The 19574-nt window shown below is 42.5% G+C and carries 12 protein-coding genes; 8 read left to right on the top strand and 4 right to left on the bottom strand.

Annotated features, from left to right (window positions below; genetic code table 11):
• Positions 1–114 precede the first annotated feature (114 nt).
• The 8 genes from Q0954_RS16835 to Q0954_RS16800 all read left to right on the top strand — a co-directional run bounded on the left by Q0954_RS16835 (position 115) and on the right by Q0954_RS16800 (position 11316).
• Complete coding sequence (locus Q0954_RS16835) at positions 115–762, top strand: hypothetical protein (protein WP_299458662.1); 648 nt, start codon at positions 115–117, stop codon at positions 760–762.
• Positions 763–796: 34 nt separating this feature from the next.
• Positions 797–1444 (top strand): hypothetical protein, encoded by a 648-nt coding sequence (locus Q0954_RS16830; protein WP_299458661.1) that lies wholly within the window; start codon positions 797–799, stop codon positions 1442–1444.
• Positions 1445–1536: 92 nt separating this feature from the next.
• Entirely contained in the window at positions 1537–2196 is a 660-nt protein-coding gene (locus Q0954_RS16825; protein ID WP_299458660.1) for a hypothetical protein, read from the top strand.
• Between the two features lie 35 nt (positions 2197–2231).
• Positions 2232–2858 (top strand): hypothetical protein, encoded by a 627-nt coding sequence (locus Q0954_RS16820; protein ID WP_299458659.1) that lies wholly within the window; start codon positions 2232–2234, stop codon positions 2856–2858.
• A 64-nt stretch (positions 2859–2922) separates the two neighbouring features.
• Positions 2923–3354 carry a hypothetical protein gene (locus Q0954_RS16815; protein WP_299458658.1) on the top strand — a complete coding sequence of 144 codons (432 nt, stop codon included), beginning with the start codon at positions 2923–2925 and terminating at the stop codon, positions 3352–3354.
• Between the two features lie 1093 nt (positions 3355–4447).
• The gene (locus tag Q0954_RS16810) at positions 4448–7096 is read left to right on the top strand and encodes a tetratricopeptide repeat-containing sensor histidine kinase (protein WP_299458657.1); all 2649 of its coding nucleotides are present in this window, start codon (positions 4448–4450) and stop codon (positions 7094–7096) included.
• Positions 7097–7371: 275 nt separating this feature from the next.
• Entirely contained in the window at positions 7372–9477 is a 2106-nt protein-coding gene (locus Q0954_RS16805; protein ID WP_299458656.1) for a tetratricopeptide repeat protein, read from the top strand.
• Between the two features lie 780 nt (positions 9478–10257).
• A complete protein-coding gene (locus tag Q0954_RS16800) occupies positions 10258–11316 on the top strand; it encodes a hypothetical protein (RefSeq protein WP_299458655.1) in 1059 nt (352 codons plus the stop codon).
• A 285-nt stretch (positions 11317–11601) separates the two neighbouring features.
• Here Q0954_RS16800 and Q0954_RS16795 read toward each other — a convergent pair whose 3' ends face one another.
• The 4 genes from Q0954_RS16795 to kynU form a co-directional block, all read right to left on the bottom strand.
• Complete coding sequence (locus Q0954_RS16795; protein ID WP_299458654.1) at positions 11602–13200, bottom strand: hypothetical protein; 1599 nt, start codon at positions 13198–13200, stop codon at positions 11602–11604.
• A 783-nt stretch (positions 13201–13983) separates the two neighbouring features.
• Positions 13984–14535, bottom strand: coding sequence for a leucine-rich repeat domain-containing protein (locus Q0954_RS16790; RefSeq protein WP_299458653.1), 552 nt, complete (start codon positions 14533–14535; stop codon positions 13984–13986).
• Positions 14536–16065: 1530 nt separating this feature from the next.
• On the bottom strand, positions 16066–17031 hold the full coding sequence (locus Q0954_RS16785) for an L-threonylcarbamoyladenylate synthase (RefSeq protein WP_299458652.1): 966 nt from the start codon (positions 17029–17031) through the stop codon (positions 16066–16068).
• Between the two features lie 909 nt (positions 17032–17940).
• Positions 17941–19212, bottom strand: coding sequence for a kynureninase (gene kynU, locus Q0954_RS16780; protein WP_299458651.1), 1272 nt, complete (start codon positions 19210–19212; stop codon positions 17941–17943).
• Positions 19213–19574 lie beyond the last annotated feature (362 nt).

Below are 19574 nucleotides of genomic sequence, written 5' to 3'. Positions count from 1 at the left end.
CAGGTGATGGGGTTAGTAGTGCAGCAACGCAATGGTTCATTCAAAATTAAAAAAACTGCGTTGCTGTTTTTCTCAAATTTGCAAATAAAAAAATAAACTTAAATATTCAAAACAATGAAACAAATAATCAAACAAATGATAGGGCTGTGCCTGTTGCTGGCAGTAGCCAGTGTAGTACAAGGACAGCATATAGGAGACAAACAAAACAGTGGTAATGTATGGGGTTTTTATAAAAACAGTGGCTTGGCTACGCAAAGCGTAGGCACTTTGCACTTGGCCGGAAAACGAGGGGGTAATGATGGGAATAGTGGCTCTTTTTACTTTTACCGCAGTGTTAAAGACAACGAGCAATTTGACGACGAAAATCGAATCATGATGAAATTGTATGGGGACAGTAACAGGGGTCGGCTCATTATAGGGTATAATACCCCTACCCTGGGTTATGAACTTTCGGTAGATGGGAAGGTGTATATCAAAGATGACCTAAGCATTGATGTAAGTACATTTCCTGACTATGTATTTGCTCCCAGCTATAGACTCATGCCGCTCGATAAGCTGGGTAACTACCTCAAGCGCCACCACCACTTGCCCAAAATGCCCACCGCCACAAAGGTAATAAAAAAAGGCATGGCGGTGCAGCAAATAAGCCTACTGCTAGTAGAAAAGGTAGAGGAGTTGACTCTCTATACCCTACAGCAGCAACAACAACTGCAGGCATTGCGCCAGCGGCTGGCTGCCCTAAAACAGATCCTAAAAAAATAAACCAACGCAATTCTTAATTTAAACAACAACAACAATGAAAACATTGATTTCACTATGGGCCGTTTGTCTGCTAAGCTGGTGGATGGCTCCGAATTCGCAAGGGCAAATAACAAGCAAAGATAAAACAAAGAAAGAATTTCAAGGATATCAAATTCGAGAAACCAGAACGGCCTTCTCGAATGGCACTATGAATTTTTTGGCCGATAGAGATGGCACTGGAGATGCCCACATCAGGTTTTGGACAAATGGAGGGAATAACAACGACAAAACCCAAATTATGACCCTTACGGGCAGCGTCAATGCCTGGAAATTGGGCATTAACAACACTAGCCCAAGTCATACCCTGGATGTGTCAGGGAAAGTTTATGCCCAAGGCCTCACAATAGGCAGCAATACTTTTCCTGACTATGTGTTTGCCAAGGGATACAAACTGATGCCGCTTGACCAGCTGCGGGGCTACTTAAAGCAATACCACCACCTGCCGGGAATGCCCACCGAGGTGCAAGTAGTACAGGGAGGGCTTAAGGTAGGTAAAATGCATGTGTTGTTGGTAGAAAAAGTAGAAGAGCTGACTCTCTATAGCCTGCAACTGCACCAGCAAACCCAAACCCTGCTTGAGCAAATAACCCAACTGGAAAAACAACACCAGGTGGGTAAGACAAAAGGCGGAAATGGGGAATAAAGTATCTCTATACAAACAATATAAATATTTTTTACCTGGTGCAGGCTCTACGCTTTGGAGCGGTGTACTGTACCTTTCAAACAATACTAACAATGAAAAAGATTTTGATAAATTGTATGTTCCTGCTGGGCGGGCTTTTTATGGCATATCCCACTCTTGGACAAGCAACAGAGAACTATCAAGACAATGGGTCTAGCAATGTGAAGAGTAAAGGTTTATTCCTTCATTATGACTACTCTCTTTATTGTACTGATGGCTCGCTGAACTTTTCGGCAGATAATGACGCTACTGGCGACTCCCATTATTATTTCTATGGTTCGGGCACCAATAATGAGCACATTGCCATGGCTGTACAAAACCATTACAACAAGGATAAACCTGATGCTTCCAATGCAGTAAGGGTCGGCATCAATACATCTAATCCGGGCAACTATGCCCTCTATGTAAATGGGGATGCAAGCATTACTGAAGGCATTACTGTAGAGGTATCGTCATTTCCCGACTATGTATTTGCTAACGACTACTCACTGATGCCGCTCAACGAGCTGGGAGCCTACATTGGGGCTCACCACCACCTGCCCAAAATGCCCAAAGCCGAGCAGGTGATCCGGGAGGGGCTGAATATAAAGCAAGTAGGCTTGCTACTGGTAGAAAAGGTAGAAGAGCTCACCCTCTATACCCTGAGCCGTCACCAGCAGCTCAAAGACCTCAACCAGCGCTTGCAAAAGCTGGAAAAAGCAGTAAAAAAATAACATTCATTCTCACATTTTGAAAATATAAGAAAACAATGAAAAAATTATTGATATTAAGCCTGCTCTGTTGGTGGGGCAGTGGGGCTTTTGCCCAAGTAAGCGATTATACGCTGTATACTATAGAAACCCAGCACAACAATACCAAGAAAACTTTGACTTATATGCCTGGAGTAACCACCACTACCAGTACGTCCAGCGCTCAGTGGTTGCCACGTAACAGTCAAGCAAATGATATGAACCAGTACCTGATATTTAAACCCAAAAACGATGGTAGCATGTATATATTTTCGGCTCTGGACCCTACCATGTGTCTGGCTATCCACACAAGCGTTGATGGACCTTCTGGCTCGGCCTACCATGCAGTAGATTTCAGGAAATTTGATGAGACATCAAGCGAAGAGCGCAAAACCTGGAAGTTTTTGGTATTGCCAAAAGGTCAAAGCTACTATGATCTTCCTAGTTCAACCAATTCTGAGATGGCTGACAAACTGGGAGCAGCTATAGTGACCAGTCTGCCTATTAGCAACAAATATTGGTACCTAAAGCTGGCTGGTAACCTGCTGGAAGTATACAGTCACTATAAGAGTGACGATAGCGATGGTACGGTAGGTGTTAATTTTACGTTTTTCATAAACAAAGTAACCACACCTGGCAAGTTCTAAACCAGGGTACCCACCCGGCAATGGCTTTTGGGCATTGCCGGGTATTCATAAAAAAACAAAGCATATGAAAAAACAAATCCAATACCTTATTATCGTTGTTTGCCTGGTGGGACTGGGCAGCTGCCAAAAAAGCGAAGAAAAGCAGACGTCCCCCACTGTAAACCAAGAAACCACCCAACAAGAGGCCAAGAAGCCGCAAAAGGAGGTCAAAAAAAAAACGACCATCCGCTACCAAATACAGGTAGACAAAGCCCAAATAGACAAGGCTGGGCAAAAAGCCGAGGTAAAGTTTAACATCAGCCCTAAAACCCCGGTAAAGGTGGCGGTTACCGATGTGGGTGGGCACATCATCCGGGGCGATAGCGTGGCGGCATCGGCATCGGCACACAGCCTCGACCTTAAGGGCTTGCGCAATGGCATTTATCTGGTGTCGGTCATTGCCCCCGGCGGGCAGAGCGCCAGTACGGAGTTGTTTTGGCGCGGGGGGAAGCCTTAAAAAAGATGGTTGGGATTGTTGAATTGTTCGCGAAGCGGGTTAGAATGGCTTTGCCCAACAATCCTAACAATCTAACAATGAGCCGTAGGCGACAACCATCCTAACAATCAAGCGCTTTGCGCTAACAATCAGCCGTCAGGCGCAACAATAAGCACAGCGACAACCATTCTAATAATTAAGCGTTTTGCACTAACAATTAGCCGCTATGCGCAACAATAAGCGGAGCAATAACAATAACAATCAGCCGTCAGGCGCAACAATAAGCGCAGCGACAACCATCCTGACAATTAAATGCTTTGCGTTAACAATCAGCCGCCAGGTGCTTGAATACCGATGCATATACTGATGACTATTTGAGGAATTTGTAGCTGTGGTACCTGATGCAAGTAAGTGTATCAAGGTAGTAAAAATACCAGCAGATCCCTCGCTGCGCGTCGGGATGACACAGCTCTTCGGGTTTTGGGTTGTCATCTCAACTTGTGTTTCCTGGAACCAAGAAACCGAACATAGTGAGTTCAACGCAGTTCATTAGGACTCGGTACGACAACAATCCCAACAATCAGCCGTCAGGCGAAACAATGATCGAAGTAGCATAATAGAATTGTTGGGATGGTTGAAGAATTGTTAGGCGAAGCGCGGTAGAACGGCTTCGCCTAACAATCTAACAATGAGCCGCAGGCGACAACAATTATAACAATAACAATCAGCCGTAAGGCGCAACAATGAGTGCAGCGACAACCATCCTAACAATTAAGCGCTTTGCGCTAACAATGAGCACAGCGACAACAATTCCAGCAATCAGCCATCAGGCGGAACAATCAAATCGCTCGGTTTCAGTTAGCCAGACCGTTCTAAGTATATCACCGATTGGTGGTAGTTTTTTAATAAAAATACGTGCTTATTTTACTTAAGTGTTGGTTTTTTGCTTCTGTTTAACGATATTGAAATATAACAATTTCGGTTCCTACCACACATTTTATAACAACCAATACCTTATTTCCTCACCAGCATCTATCGCTGAGGCTTCTAATAGATAAGAACGCCTTGAAACCTTGGTCAATTAATATCACCCATTCTCAATTAACAAAAAGTAATGTATACGTACGACTCTCTGAAACTAGCATTTTTGAGCTTATGGCTCTTTGGCTCATTCTCAACCCTAGCTCAAAACAAAGCAAAAGTAGATTCTTTGCAAAAAGCACTTAACACAGATGTTTCAGCGAAGGAAAAAGTAGATATTTATAATCTGTTGGCCAAGGAATACAACAGAAGCGACTCGGCCAAAGTAGCACAGTATACAAAACAAGCCATTGCTTTGGCACAAGCAAATAATTACTCCATAGGAATGATCGATGCCTGGTATCAATTGGGGCTTGTGGCTATGCTCAAAGGGCACGCTACTGTGGCACGTCAGTACTTTGGGCAAGTCAGGCAAACTGCGCAAAAAACAGGGTATACAAAAGGACGAGCTCAAGCCTGGCATGGTCTGGGTAAGCTGCACGAGAGCCAGGGCAATTATGCTGATGCACTAAAAGCACATCATCAATCGCTTGCCATTAGTAAACAACTCAATGATAAACCCGGAATGGCGGGTAGTTACAATGGCATTGGCGTGGCTTACTGGCGGTTGGGCGACCTTTCTCAGGCTATTGTGACCTACCGAAAATCACTCAAAATATACAAACGATTGGGCAATAAGCGGGGGGTGGCCAGTAGCTACCATAATATAGGGATTGTTTATAAACACCAGGGAGACTACTCCCAGGCGCTCAAAATGTATAAAAATTCGCTTAAGATAGAAGAACAACTGGGAGACGAGCTGGGTGTAGCCATTAGTTACAATAGTTTAGGGGTTATTTGTCACTATTACCAGGGCAACTATCCTGAGGCGCTTAAGATGTACCAGCAAGCCATAAAAATTTATGAAAAACTAGGATATAAACGTGGGTTGGGGGACTCTTACAACAACATAGGGCTGGTATATACAAGGCAAGAAGACTACCCCCAGGCACTCAAAATGCATCAGCGCGCGCTTCAGGCCAGAATGCAATTGGGCGATAAACGGGGCATGGCCAGGAGTTACCACAACATAGCTACAGTGTACGAAGAACAAAACAACTTTGGGCAGGCACGCAAAATGTACGAAAAAGCAGTGACCCTTTGTGAGCAAATCGGAAACAAAAATGGGGCTGCTATGGGTTACTTTGGTTTGGGAGCTTTGGTATTGAAGCAAAAACGACCTGACAAAGCAAAGCAGTATTTTGAACAAGCATTGGTGCTTCACCAGCAGATGGGGGAAAAAGACTTGGTGGTACAGGTTTGGCTACATTTGGGGATGACTTATTACGCCTTGCAACAATACCATAAGGCGTTGCCCTACCTGAACCAGAGCATGCAGGGAGCCCACAAAACGGGCAACCCCGTCACCATAAGAAACGCCGCCGAGTACCTGGCCAAAGTATACAAGGCTACCCATAAGTACCAGTTGGCCTACGAAAACCTTGAGCTTTACAAAAGCATGTCGGACAGTCTGTTAAACAAAAAGAACATCAAAAAAATAGCCCAACTGGAAACCCAATACACTTATGGCAAAAAGCAAGATTCGCTCAAGTTGGCTCAAACTGCCGAACGAAGAGCTTTGACCGCTGAAATAAATACCCAAAAAGCCAATCAACGAGCGACTTTGATAGGCAGCAGCTTGCTGGGATTGTTGCTGCTAGCCCTGGGAGGGTTTTATTACGCCCAGCGTCGCAGCAAACACAAACTGGCGTTGGCACATGCTCAGTTGCTAAGCCTCGACCAGTTCAAACACCAAATGCTGGGCATGATTGTACACGACCTCAAAAACCCCCTCAATAGTATTATTGGGCTCTCGGAGGCAGAAAATGGCAACCCTCACTTGATGGCCATCAACCGCTCAGGCAAGCGTATGCACCACTTAGTGATGAACATTCTGGAAGTACAGAAAATGGAAGACCAGCAAATGCCTCTTGCGAAAGTGGTAACGCCCTTGGGTGACCTGGTAAAGGAGGCGGTGGTGCAAGTGAGCTTTATTGCTCAAGAAAAGAACCAGACCATACAGGCCAATGCCTTGCCCAACGCCTTGCTGGAGGTAGACTCTACATTGCTGGTTCGGGTGCTGGTAAACCTGCTGACCAATGCTACCAAATATACGGCCCAAAACCAGAAAATCTGGATAAAAGCCGAAACAACCGATACCCATTGCAAGGTTTTGGTTATAGATACTGGAGTAGGCATTGCGCTAGAGTTTGTACCCCAGGTTTTTGATAAATTTGCTCAGGCGCACTCTCAACAATCAGGACGCATGCGGGCTACCGGGCTGGGGCTCACCTTTTGCAAGTTGGCGGTAGAAGCCCACGGGGGCGAAATAGGTGTAGAGTCGGTATTGGGTGAGGGGAGTACTTTTTGGTTTTGCTTGCCTCTGGCTACGCCTGAGGCAGAGGAGTTAGCAACCAGCCAGCCGACGCACCTGGTTCAAGCTGAAGCTTCTGAACCTACTTTTGTCTTTACCTCCAAGGAGTTGGCCGTGTTGGAGCCGATAGTAGCCCACATAAAAACCTGCCAAGTATATCAAACGGGCAAAATTATCAAGGCTCTGGAAGATTTGGAACCTTCGGCCACCCCTGCTTTGCAAGACTGGCAACTGGCCCTGGAAGATGCTTTGTTGGCCTATAACGAAGTTCGGGTAAACGAATTGTTGGAGGTAACCGCCTTGGAGTAGTGGCATCAAAGGTCTAAAGACTTGCCCTGGAGGAATAAAAACAAACCAGAGACCTGGCGGCAAAAAAGTTGGTACTGAATGAAGGTACCAACTTTTTTAGTTTTTGACCTTACAACTTTTGGCAAGTCCATTATTTGTCCATCAGGCATTTTATGCATCCTCAACGAAGTCGTTTATCTTAAGGACAAGTAAGTTTTGTTGTCAAATTCTCAACTATTATGAAAATCCATCCCTTGATAACCTTCGTTTGGCTTGGCCTGTATCTTTTAACCCATGTGTTACCAATCCAGGCTCAATCCCTGACAGATTCTCTCACTCATTTATTACATACTCATCAGGTAGACAAAGCCCAGCGCATTAAACTGTACAATACGTTGGCTTCTGTTCACAGTCAGGCTTGCGACTCGGCTAAAACTATGCATTATGCAAACCTGGCTATTGCGTTGGCTCACAAAACCAAGGATGTGGCTGGGCAGGCCACTGCCTGCCATCATTTAGGGTGGTGTTTTTTAGGAAAGGGACACTACCAACAAGCCTTGCAAATAGGCCACCAATTGCAGGCTTTTGCCCGCCAGCACCATTACCTGCCAGGGCAAAGCCAGGCCTATAATATTGAGGGCAATGTGTACCATGCTCAAGGTAAGTACCTGAAGGCACTTGGCCGCTACCAGCAAGCTTTACAAATAGCTCAAAAAGGCCGTCATGAGCATTTGGTGGGAGCTTGTCTGGGTAATATAGCCAATGTGTATGCGAGTTTGGGAAAGTACCCTCTGGCGAAAAAGTACTATCAAAAAGCATTAAGCATTGCCCAAAGCAATGCTGATCAGCTAGGAGTAGCCCATAGTTACAATAACCTGGGGTTGGTGAGTAGCAGGCAAGGGAACGAGGCGAAGGCTTTGGCCTATCACCAACAAGCGTTGTATCTCTATCAACAAATAGGAAGCGAAGCAGGAACAGCTCAGAGCTATCACAACCTGGGTGGTATTTACGAACGCCAACAACATTACCAACGAGCGCTTGAGTATTACCAGGAATCGTTGCACCTGGAAAAAAAACTAAACAATAAGAAAGGGTTGGCCGAGAGCTACCTCAGTCTTGGGAATGTGTACGAAGCTCAGAGGAAAATAACCTGGGCCTTGCCCTATTTTCAAAAATTTATTCAGCTAAGCCAGCAGATGAGGTGTCAGGGAGGAATGGCTACGGGATACTTTAAGTTGGGTAGTCTGACGCTAACGGTTCAACAGCATGGACGTGCCATTGCTTATTTTGAAAAATCGCTTGCTATTCGAAAAACTCAAGGTGAGCAAAGCAAAATAGCTGAAACCTTGGTGGGGCTTGGAACGGCCTGTCACAGGAGCCAGCAAAACCGACAAGCTTTGAGTTACTTGAAAAAAGCCCTTGCCTTGGCTCAAAAACTCAACCTACCGCACATAGTCAGAAATGGCAACAAAGTATTGGCCAGTGTTTACAAGGCCAACAAAAGTTATGAGCAAGCGCTGGAGAGTTTCCATGTTTTTAAACAAATGGAAGATAGCCTGGATAATCAGGAAATTACCCGAAAAATGGCTTCCACCCAAACCCAGTATCAGTTGTTACGCCAGAAAGATTCTATAGGACGAGTACAAGCCCAGGAAAAAGCCCGATTTACAGTTCAAAGCCACCAGGAACGCCGACAACGGCAGGTTTTATGGGGGGGCACTGGAGTGTTACTGGGCTTGCTGTTGTTGTTGTTGGGTTTTTATAGATACAAACAAGGCAAAAATAACCAGGTGGAAAAACTTAACCAAAACCTTGCCTGTACCAATGAGTGGTTGAAACGCGAAATGCATAAACGTTTGGCAGCTACCGAAAGCAAACTCAATATAGAGAAAAAAGCGCTGGAAGAACGCATTGCCAACCAAAACCAACAACTAACGGCTCATACTTTGCACATGCTACAAAAAAACCAGGCGCTTCAGCAGCTCCGGCAAATGGTAAATGAGGTGCGTCAGCAAGGTGACTTTAAGAGCACCAAAAAGCAACTAGGCAAATTGGCTAATTTAGTAAACTTTGGTTTGAATATAGATAAAGATTGGGAGAGGTTTCACCACATATTTGAACAATTACATCCAGACTTTTACACCAGTCTTAAGCAGCAGTTTCCAGAGTTGAACAAAACCGATTTGCGTATGTGTGCGTTGATTAAGCTCAATCTCAATAATACCGAAATTGCCGATTTGCTGGCCATTTCAGAGCAAAGTGTGCACACCAAACACTACCGTTTGCGTAAAAAAATGAACTTTGAGACGACCAAACAACTGCATAGCTTTCTCTTGAGTTTTGTTGGCCTTGGGGTGTTGTCATCAACTGAGCGAGTCCTTGAAAAACAGCGTTTAAACTAAGAATTATGTCGCTTGATGGGTAATACACCAGAGGTGAAAAACGATGTTTTTGATTGGGCTACGTCTTTTATCAAATAATAACGTAAGTTGTGTTTGTAACAAAAAAACACTTTAGCTATCAGGCACTTGGATATTTTTAGTTCTTTAAAAACAGCAACTTGTAGCTTGTTGAGCGCCGATGCATCGGTATCTAAGGACTTGCGAAATCCCGCTTGCGGGGCTACCTGTAACTTGCAACTTGAATTAATACTTAGATGGGGCGCACATTTGGTAGACCCTGTAGCTGGGTTCCACCTTCCCTTTGTACCCGGTACAGGCATTATTTATCCGGTCTGAAGCAGACTATCTCCCGTTTCGCATTTGCCCCTGTTTTTTTAATATAAAAAAGTTATGTACTTTTGGCACAAATCAGGTAATTAATGAATAAGTGAGCAAAAACAGAGAGTTGTTGTCAAAGAAAAAAAGCGTGTTTTGTACTGAAAATCAGGCCTGTAGGTGATATTTTTCCAGCATCACCTTTTTCAAGGGCATCGCTTTAATTGCGCTGAAAAAATCGTCATTTTACAAAACCCAAAAGTAAGTGCGTGCCATGCTTTGCTTTGCATCAAACACTGTTTTTTATATCAAACTTATTGAAGGTTCTGCACAACAAAACCCTCAAAAAATGATGGCTTCTACTTGTACAATAAATACTTGATCGCTTAGGAAGCAAGTGGCTTATTACCTAACTAAAGCCCTGCTTTCGCAATTAATCTTAACAATTTTTAAAAATCAAAAACAATGTACAAAATCACAAAACTAGCCATCTTTATTGGATTGATGGCCACCATTTTCGCCTGCCAAAATCGGGAAAAAGTTACACCACAAACAACACCTACAACACAAAAATCTGACATCTCGGCAAAGAATCGAACTATCTATGCTCTACCTGCCGGAATTTCCTATGATGTCAAGTTTTTCAATGACCCCTTTCTAAAATATGACAATCGCGGGTTTATTGCAGAGGGGTACCTGGCAGAGGAAACCAGCCTTGAGACCGTTTGTGGTCGTCCGGCACGCTTCAGGAGCGGTTCTTTGGTTAAATTTACCCACGAATTTGGCAAGTATGATAGTAAGGGGGTTTACGAAGGAAAGCTTGCAGGCAATGCCACGCTTGTCATTAATCGAAGCATAGGGATTGGCCCTGGGTATCCGGCGGAGTTTATGAACAATACCAAGGTAGAAATGGCCACCAGTGGCGACTACCCAGGAGTAACTCAGGGAGTTTTGGGTAGAAGCGCACGTCTGGGAACTGCCCCTAGTGGCAGACGAGTAACCTATCAGGCAGGAGATAACCTTTGCTTTGACGAAAACGGATGGGTGTCTCCCTGCCACTCTATTGTAGAGCTTGTGCCTGCCGGAATGAATACTACGGTAAAGTTTCATAACAATGAATACCTTACAAAGAATGCTCGTGGTAAGGTACTTGAAGGGCAAATGGTAGAAGACACTCACGTATATGTAGTGGGGCATGTGGCTGCCAAATTCAAGGCTGGCTTTATCAAGTTTGTTGCTTCGTCTAAGAACAATACTGGAGGGGCGTATGATGGTACCCTGGCAGAAGATACCTGGTTGCGTATTCACAAAAAGGACGTACCTGGAGATAAAGTCCTGTTTTTGGGTAACTCTAAAGTGAGACTGGCTACTTACCATTACCCTGGGGTGGTACAAGGAGTCTTGGGCAAAGATACAGAATTGCTACACTCTAACGGCGTGCGGGTAGCCTACAACCGAGGAGCCCAGGTGTGTTTTGACTTTCGTGGATTTGTGAGAAACTGTTTTTTTGAAATAAAGCAGTAAAAACAACCATAATCATAACACTGCAAAGGTGGGGAGCGAGAAGCTTCCCACCTTTGCCTGCTTTAGGTAGTAGTGTATTCTCTAGCTAACCCTTGCTTGAAAAAATGGATGTTTTTCTGAAAAGCCAATCCCAAACAAAGCAGTGCAGAATAGGTGTATTTATCACAACGTCCAAAGTACAAATCATGACTCAACACCAACCAGTTTTTGACTAACCAAATCATAAAAACAGCACCTTTGCCTGTAACGCAAAGGTGCTGTTTAATCAATAGGGCAATGTTGTACTTAGTTATTCACCTTTTGGGGAGCCAAGTCAAGTAATTGCTGCAAAGCATTGGTTTTTTTGTCCTTAAAATACACCGTTACATTCCCCTCCAGTTCTTCTTTTTTGGCAGGCAGGGTATTTACTATCACCGACTCTATTTTTGGTAGCAGTTCTTCGAGCAACTCATCCGAGAAATTCTCTTTAGGTATTTTACTCAATATTTCGCTGGGGCGCAAAAAGAGCATAAAGTTACTCTCTTTGGTTTTTTTGAGCATTTCTTCATTCAGGTTGGTTGCCTTGGCTGAGGTAATGGCCTCTTTAAACTCTTCGGTAGCAGTCAAAAACACCGCATCATCTGTTACTATTATCTGAGGGTCAAAGCCCAACAATGGTATTACCGGACGATAAATGTTGTCTTGCTTTTGCAAAAGCCCCATCTCTGTATATTTGCCCAGTAACTTCTCTAGTACCTTGCGGTTATTGAGTCCAATGCCCAATACCAGCTTGGCACTTGCTTTTTGTAAGTTGTTCAGTTCCAGGTCTTCTACCGCAGCCACCAGGTCTCCACTCAGCATCTCGGCTACATCTTTTACCGTCAAATCCAGCTCTTGCAATGTTTGCAGTGCCTCCGCGTCAAACTTGTTGTAGGCATTTTCTTCTTCCATGATCTTCCTGATGTCTTTCATGCTAATACTCAGGCTCATCAACAGCAAAGGATTTTTAACGGGCAAACTTTTCATTACTTTCTCATTATTGATCCCTAGCACGGTTTGGTACTTTTCGGTAGCCTTACCATCAAACATGGTCTTACCATTCATCACTATTTTACCCTCCAAAAAATCAATATAAGAAGTGCCATACTTGGTGGCATTGATCAGGTTGGCTATAGTAGGCGATAGTTTGCTGTACATCTCCACCGAAGGGCTAAAGTTGCGGGTTTCCTGTTGGTTTGCCCAAATAGCAATGTCATGGCTTTCGCCCAATAAGGCTTTAAACTCTTTGTTGTTGTTTTCCAGGGCATTAGCGGCGGTAGTTTTGCGTAGTTCGGTCACCTTGCTCACCAGCTCTTCGCGCACATTGGCTACTTTAAACTCATACCCTACCAATAAGCCAGAGCCTGCTTTCCACGAGAGAATGGTTTTGTTATCTAAAAATACGTGCTTGCTGTCTTTATTTTTCACAATAGTGATTCCCTTATCAGTAGTCAAAGCCTTCTCGAAAGCTGCTACATCTTTGATCACAAAAGTCAGGGCAAAATGATTTTTATTGCGGTCTTTCGACACTTGCCCGTTAAAAACAGACAATTTTTCGTCTTGATCTATAGAGCTAATCACCCTTTCGACCAACTGCTGAAGATCAGCAACTTGTTTACTGTCTATGTCTACATCAAGTTTTTGCAAAAAATCGGCCTTGAACACATCTCGCCAGTTGGGGGCTTTTTCTGAGATTTGTTTCAAATCAATGACGGCTGCCACCGAAGCCGTTTTAGGAATGTGTACTTTGCTTACTGCCTGCTTGTTTTTTTTGCCACAGGCAACCAGCATTATTCCTACTGCCAACATAACCAAAAGAGTTCTCATCATTGGTTGGTTGTATAAATGCGTTTTGTAGATTTTCATTGGTGTAAAATTGTTTAAGGAATGGTGTAAAAATAAATTTCTATAGTTTAATAAAATATTTTGTTGCTAGACGCGGCACGGCAATATCCAGTGGATATTGAGCGAGCTTGAGGGATGGTCGGCTAATAGCAGCGCTATTCGGCTATTTTTTAACAAAGTATAGCCTCAAAAGATGAGGTTAAGAATGTAAATTTATTTTGGTACCATTCCTAAGTATGGAATGGTACTGCCAGTACCCCACAACCAGGGCAGGTGTCCCATTAAGTAATATACTTGTTTAACTGCGGTTTTTATAAATCGCTAAAATTCAAGGTGATAGAAAATGTGTAGCTACTTAAGGAACAAGATATGCCTAGTGCATTGGGTACTAAGTTACTCACATATTCTTTGGCGACTTTTGCCCCCTGACTTCCTCGTGAAAAAGTTAGATAGCTATGGCTATCCGCCATTTTCACGACTCGTCAGAAAACAAAATTCATCCAAATTAATAGGCAATTTATTTAATCCCCAATGCACTAGCCCCTAGTTGCTAGAACCTTGTTAGGGCTTCTAACTTCAAGTATATACAAATATATTTTTCCTTGATTAAATCTCTAAAACTTTCAGGTTTTGTTTGATAAAATGTTGATAAAAAAGCCTGAACTGGCACTCAGGCATGGCAGGTTTTTCGGGCGTTGAGGAGGCGTTTGTTTCAGTTCTTGGAGGAGCTTTTGCCTTGAGCCCAATAAAAAACCCCCAAGAAAGTGTTCAAGAGGGTAATATTATACAGGACAACAGGATTGTCTAAAAGTAAATCTCAGTTTTGGGCAACGATTGCTGTATCCTTTGCCTTTCGGGGGCGCTAAACCTATTGCCATCAAGATAAAGACTTTGCAACTGCGATAGCTGTCCTATTTCTACTGGTAACACATTGAGTTGATTAAAACTCAGGTTAAGCCTGTGCAGATTCTTGAGGCGACCTATCTCAGCGGGCAGCACTTTGAGGTTGTTGCGCTCCAGATCTAACCAAATCAAATCAGATAAAAACCCAATACTGGAAGGCACCTCATTGATGTTGTTATCGTGCAAGTATAAAAACTGAAGCTTGGTAAGCTGAGCTATAGCTTTGGGTACTTCATTTAGTTTTGACCCTTGCAAGTCAAGTTCTTTCAAGTGCTTGAGCGGCTCAATCATATTATATTCAAAACATTTGAGAGGGTGCTCTGACAAATCACTGTATAATGATTTGGGTATATGGGCTACATCCAGCTTTCGCAATGTTTCAAAAGCCTTGTCTATGTTTTCTGCCTGTTCACTGGCAAGCAACTTTCCTGCATTCTCTATCAGTGTGTCCATGTCTGTTATTATTACTGTCTAAAGATGGTTTGCTTGATTTTACTTGAGCAATGTAATTCTGCTACTCTACCCTACTATTTTTCGCCCTGATTTGTTTCTCTACAACCGAGTTTACGAGTCCGTAGATACCAATGTAGATCGCTTGGTGCGAACACACAACCTCCAAATCAAGTTCGCCCGATCTCCGAGTTGTAAACCGAACTTGATTCGGAGAGCAAAGCGAGGAGGACACTTTTAAAAAGCTGGATAGAGTATAATCCCACTCTTAAAATCTGTTATTTTACTTTTTATCTACAATATAGTAGTTTTTAACCAAATGAACTCATCTTGGCTTTTATCTTAAGTTGAAAAGTAGCAGCTTTTGTTTTTCAGGGCTTTTTATTTTTTGACAAGTAGGGTGCTCGTATCCCGGTTTTTTACACCAAAATAGTATGACATGCCCTGTAAAAATGAGTAGTTTGAAAACTCAAAAAATTCAGTAGGAATTCAATAATGAGTAAAGAACACCTTTTATCAAATTGAAAACTGTACATTTTTTTATATCAGATGTTCCTTGATTTTTTGGATAGTTTTACAACATAAAAACGGGTGTTAATCTGCCGAGATGTAAGGTAAAACTTAGTTTCGTGCACCTCAGATATTCGTTTATTCCCTTAAATAAAGTTCGCATTGGCGTCAACCTAAGGGTATTAAGGAAACCCTGTAAATATTGCTTACACTCATCGTTAGATAACTTTTGAGTGTTTAAAATACTTTGTTTAAAGCTTTTCAGAGGCTTTCACGGCTGGCGCACGCGTCCCGCGTGTATTCCTAACGCATCAAGATCAAGTAACTTTAAAAGGGGTTTATTTTTAATTGAAGGTGTTGTTTATCAGTGATTTAAACCCTTCAACTAAAAAGTTAAGTTGACGCTAATGCGAACAGACCTTGTTATCCAAGCACTTTTAAAGCTGATAAAATTAACTTCTATGCAAATATTAATAGCCAAAAATTAGTGTATGATTTCAAATTATCAAAAAAAGTTTTGTACAAAAAAACAGCGCAGCAGCACAAACACCAGTGGTAATGAATGAAGTTTGGTAATGTCAAATAAAGACTGTAGGTGGGGAGTAGGAGAGGGGGTAAAAAAAAAATTGATGTACTAAATATTTAGTACACCAATTCACCAAATTATATTACACTTATTAATGTTTTTTGTCTTTTTCAAGTATTTAGAATATCTGATCCCATTGTTCAACTTCACACCCTTTGAGTATTTTTTATATTCTAAATGTTTAAAGTTATATACTACTTTTTTAAAATAAAGTTTCAGTTACTAAGAATTTTTTAGGTGTTTGATGTGATTTTGTATATGTAATATTCTTTTTTATGGTTAAAAAACCGTATTAAATTCTAAAAAATACTGATTAATTAGCCTGTTTAAGTATTTGTTTGTTAAAATATTGTTAAGAGAAATATCTTTTTTAATAACAATACCTTTGTAAGAAAAAAATATAACTTTACTTATAAACTCACCAAATTACTCCTGCACTAGCTTTCGGTGGCGGCAGCCCTTCTTATCCGGTCATTGATTGCCCTACCCAAGCCTTTTTCGGGCATAAGCTCAGCCAATATAATTTCTACAGGTTGGTTGTCTAAGTAACGCATGCCGGCAAATAACCCTTGCGCTGCTTTTGCCAGTTCGCCCTCAGGCGATAATACCACTTGTTGTTGTTGGGAAACTTGTTCATAAGCTTTTCTAAAAGACAAAATACCCACCTTATCACAAGGGTATTGGGACAACAACGCCGCAATATCTCCAATAATCATTTTTTTTTGGGGAGCATAATGACTCTTGAGCATGCCCGATGCCTTGGGGTTTGACGAAGAATGCCTTACCTCTTCTACTTTGCCCGTGGCAGCTTCTATGCTTTCTACACTGATGCCTCCCAAACGATACACTGTAGTTTGGTTGTTTTTTACTTCTACTATAGTAGACTCAATACCCACCTGACAAGGGCCCCCATCTATAATGTAGCTCACTTTGTTTTTGAGTTGGGCTTCTACATGCAATGCCGTAGTAGGGCTAATGTAGCCAAAAGGGTTGGCGCTGGGTGCCGCCAATGGAAAATCAAGTTGTTTGAGTAACTCAAGAGTCAAAGGGTGGTTAGGAATACGCACCGCTACTGTAGACAAGCCTGCGGTAACCAAGTCGGGGATCAAGTCATTTTTTTCCAGCAGAATAGTCAGCGAACCAGGCCAGAACTGTTCTGCCAGCTTTTTTGCCTTTTCAGGAATATTTTTGGTAAACTGCCGCACCTGTTCTATACTGTAGGTGTGCACAATCAAAGGGTCGAAGGTGGGGCGGTTCTTTGCTTCAAATATACGAGTCACTGCTTGTTCGTCAAAGGCATTGGCTGCCAGGCCATACACAGTTTCGGTGGGTATGGCCACCAGTTTTCCTTGTGTAAGCAGTGTGCTTGCCTGACTTAAGTTCTGACCAATCAATGTATCCATTTTTTTATTCTTTATGATTTGATGATGGAAGCTGTCTTATTATAGGTTTTTGAAACCGTACACTAATTTTTAGCTATTAATATTTGCTTAGGAACGGTGTCAAAATAAATTTACATTCTTAACCTCATCTTTTTTAGACATGCTTCGTTAAAAAAACTTGCCATAGCTATGGCTATGCCGCGTTTTTTGGCCTCGCCTGACCAAAAAATATTTCCTTAAACTATAGAACTTTATTTTTGCATCGTTCCTTAGAAGTTAACTTTATCAGTTTTAAAAGTGCTTGAATAACAAGGTCTTTCTTTCCGCCTTAGGAATTGTTCAAAAATAAATTTACACTCTGAGGGGTGATTTTTCGCCTTGATACTTCGTTATTTTTATTGCCCGTAGCGCTGCTATGGGCGCAAAAAATAGCCTCGTCTCAAAACAAAACCTCTACCTCAAGAATGGTAATTTAATTTCTCACCATTCCTTAGTTTGTTGGTGTTAAAAAATTTACGGAATGAAGCCGTTAAAAACAGATCACCGACTGAGGTTACGAAGGAGTGTTTGAGCTGTTTAGGCGTAATGCAGTAAATTTTAGCCATACAAACTACAGCGGTGGCTTTTTAGCCTTTGGCAGAGCTCAGCGCAGCGTAGCTGCAGCTATCGGTTTTGGTTCGTTTTTTTAGCTAAAGAAAATCCGTGATCCCGAACTTGCCTTCGGGGAAATGAACGGATGCCTGAGGTGCACGAAACTAAGCTTTACCTTACACCTAGGTAGATTAACCCCCGTTTTTATGTTGCAAAATTATCAAAAAAAATCAAGAAACACCTGAGATAAAAAAGTGTACGGTTTTCAATTATAGGTTTAGTGATACCTGACGGGTTTCTAAAAAACTGCCAGGTATTCAAAACAGCCCCTATATATATTTATCCTTGTTGGATGCCGTTTTTTAGTATTTGCCCAAACCTGTATACATCTTCAAACGAGTTATACAAAGGCACTGGGGCTATGCGTATGCTATTAGGTTCACGCCAATCGCCCACTACTCCGTGGGTGTGCAAATAATCAAACAGTTTCTTTCCTTCTTGGGGTACCAACAACGACAACTGACACCCCCGTGCTTCTGTTGGGGTGATAATTTCTATAGGGTAGTGGCTGTTTTGACACACTTCACGAATCACGAACTCAAGGTAGCCCGTCAGTTTTTTACTTTTGGCAGTAAGCTGAGGCATACCCGCCTGGGCAAACAGTTGAAGCGAAGCCAGGTGAGCTGCCTGTAGCAACACTTGTGCATTACTTAGCTGCCAACCATCTACATTGGGCATTGCCTCAAAGCCTTTTTTCATCAAAAACCGCTCATCTTCGTTGTGTCCCCACCAACCCGCAAGGCGGGGCAATGAAGTGTCAGTAGCATTTTTTTCATGGATAAACACCCCTGAAATTCCACCAGGGCTTGAGTTTAAATATTTATAAGTACACCACACCGCAAAATCAATGTTCCAATCGTGTAGGTGCAAGGCTACATTACCTGCAGCATGGGCCAGGTCGAATCCCACATAAGCACCCACTTTGTGCCCTGCCTTGGTAATAGTGTCCATGTCAAACACTTGTCCGGTGTAATAATTTACTCCACTAAACATGACCAACGCCACCGATTCGCCCAGGTTTTCAATGGTTTGTACAATATCTTCGGTACGCAATGTATGTTCGCCTTTGCGTGGGCTTACTTCTACTACCGCATCGTCATAGGCAAAACCATGTATTTTCGCCTGCGATTCCATGGCGTATTGATCAGACGGAAATGCACCTGCTTCCATTACTATTTTATAGCGGGTGGCAGTAGGGCGATAGAAGGTAGCCATTAATAAATGTAGGTTTACTGTGAGGCTATTCATAACCGTAAGCTCATTTGGTTTTGCCCCAAAAATATCTGTCATAGGTTGCTTGAGCGCCTTGTGGTAGTCCATCCAGGGGTGGTCGCCCAAAAAATGACCTTCTACGGCAAGGTCTTGCCATTTCTGTAGCTCTTTTTCTACTTGTGCCCTTAGGTTTTTGGGCTGTAGCCCCAGCGAGTTGCCACAAAAATAAATAACGTCTTGGTGAAGCTTCGCAGGTAAATGAAACTGATCACGAAACTTACGTAAAGGGTCTTGTTGGTCTTGTTGCCGGGCAAAGTCTGCCGTATTTTTATATTCCATAGGTTGGGGGTTTATGTTTGAAGTTGTGTTTATGCCACTACAAAACTAGCCAGTAAAGCTTGATTGTTCTATGACTCACTTATTTTTTTTGGTAAAACCAAGGAGTAATTGAGGTCGCTACGCTGGAATAGATGTGATAAAACCCACTGTTTTGTGAGGGTATAATGAAAATACACTGCTTGATAAACTAAAAAATGCCTGATATGGCCACCTGAGCGCAAAACTTAAAAGTACTCTAACATTGGCTTAGCTGTATGTTTATCGCCTGACTTTTTACTTGACCTGTATTAGTTGCATATTTAGCACGTCTAAACCAAGCTCATTTATAAAGCACCTTGTTTAACAAGTAGCTCATTTACAAT

Origin of the sequence: uncultured Microscilla sp. (assembly GCF_947493425.1) — a bacterium.
Classification (GTDB): Bacteria; Bacteroidota; Bacteroidia; order Cytophagales; family Microscillaceae; genus Microscilla.
This window is presented reverse-complemented; position numbering and strand designations above follow the sequence as displayed.